At 60.5% G+C, this 1,467-nt stretch carries 1 protein-coding gene and 1 pseudogene; both read left to right on the top strand.

Annotated features, from left to right (window positions below; genetic code table 11):
* Window positions 1-495, top strand: a 495-nt coding sequence (locus ACIOWE_RS30160) for a right-handed parallel beta-helix repeat-containing protein (protein ID WP_401398613.1), incomplete at its 5' end; no start/stop codon positions are given.
* Window positions 496-505: 10 nt separating this feature from the next.
* Window positions 506-1,441 (top strand): annotated as a pseudogene (locus tag ACIOWE_RS30155) (alginate O-acetyltransferase); the annotation flags it as partial.
* Between the last annotated feature and the right edge of the window lie 26 nt (window positions 1,442-1,467).

The raw sequence follows: 1,467 nt of genomic DNA, 5'->3' as shown, positions 1-1,467 counted from the left end.
AACAACATCATTGCCTACAACGAGATCTACAAGAACCACACCGACGGCATCACCCTCTATGAGTCCGCCGACAACCTGCTGTGGGGCAACAAGGTCATCAGCAACAAGCGCCACGGCATTCGCATTCGTAACAGCGTGAACATCCGCCTCTACGAAAACGTCGCCATGGCCAACGGCCTGACCGGCGTCTACGGGCACATCAAGGACCTGACCGACACCGACCGTGACATCAAGCTCGACCCGTTCGATGCGCAGGTGTCGCTGATCGTCGTCGGCGGTGAGCTGGCGGCCAACGGCAGCGGCCCGCTGTCGATCGATTCGCCGTTGAGCGTCGAGCTGTATCGCGTGTCGATGCTGGCGCCGACCAAATCCAGTGGCATCAGCTTCAACGGCATCCTCGGCGAACGCCAGGATGAAATTCTCGACCTGCTGGTGCGCCAGCAGAAAGCCGTGCTGATCGACCCTGTCGAACGCCAGACCGAAATGCAGGACTGAGGATAATTTTATGCACCCACACTTGATCAGATTACTCAGCCTGTCGGCCCTGACCGTGGGCATTCTCGCGGCCAGCAACGGCGCCCGCGCCGATGAAAGTGCCGCTGCCACGCCGCCAAAGTTCAGCGCCGAACCGTGCTGCAACCTGTGCCCGGCGGCCCATGACGCGAAGAACTACACCACGCGTTATCAGCAGAACTTCACCACCCTGGTGCAGGCGCAAGGCGACTGGCTATTCCGCACTCAGGAAGATTTGCGCACCGAGTTCAACACCACCCCGGCCGGCTACAAACGCCTGCAACAGTTGCACGATGCGTTCAAGGCCAAAGGCGTCGAACTGGTGATCGTCTACCAGCCGACCCGTGGCCTGGTGAACCGCAACAAGCTCAATCCGCAGGAAAAAGCCGCGTTCGATTACGAGAAAGCGCTGGGCAACTACAAGACCATGCTCGGCCGTTTCGCCAAGATGGGCTACGTAGTGCCAGACCTGTCGCCGCTGACCAACGAATCGCTGCCGGACACCCTGCCCGCCCACGATTTCTACTTCCGCGGCGATCAGCACTGGACGCCATACGGTGCGCAGCGCACGGCGAAAATCGTCGCCGAGAAGGTCAAGCAGATCCCGGCCTTCGCCGACGTCCCCAAGCGTGAATTCGAGACCAAGCGCTCCGGGCGCATGGGCAAGACCGGCACCCTGCACAACATGGCCGGGCAACTGTGCGGCACCAGTTACGCGATCCAGTACATGGACCAGTTCACCACCGAGCCTAAGGGCGAGGCCGGTGACGGCGATCTGTTCGGCGATTCCGGCAACCCGCAAATCACCCTGGTCGGTACCTCGCACAGCGGCAAGAACTACAACTTCGCCGGCTTCCTCGAAGAAGCCATCGGCGCCGACATTCTCAACGTCGCCTTAACCGGCGGCGGTCTGGCATGTTCTATATTGCCGTAACTAGGCAGCGACTAAGTACA

It is taken from the genome of Pseudomonas sp. NPDC087598 (assembly GCF_044743525.1).
Classification (GTDB): Bacteria; Pseudomonadota; Gammaproteobacteria; order Pseudomonadales; family Pseudomonadaceae; genus Aquipseudomonas.
The sequence above is the reverse complement of the archived record's forward strand: the minus strand, read 5'-3'. Positions and strand labels throughout refer to the sequence as shown.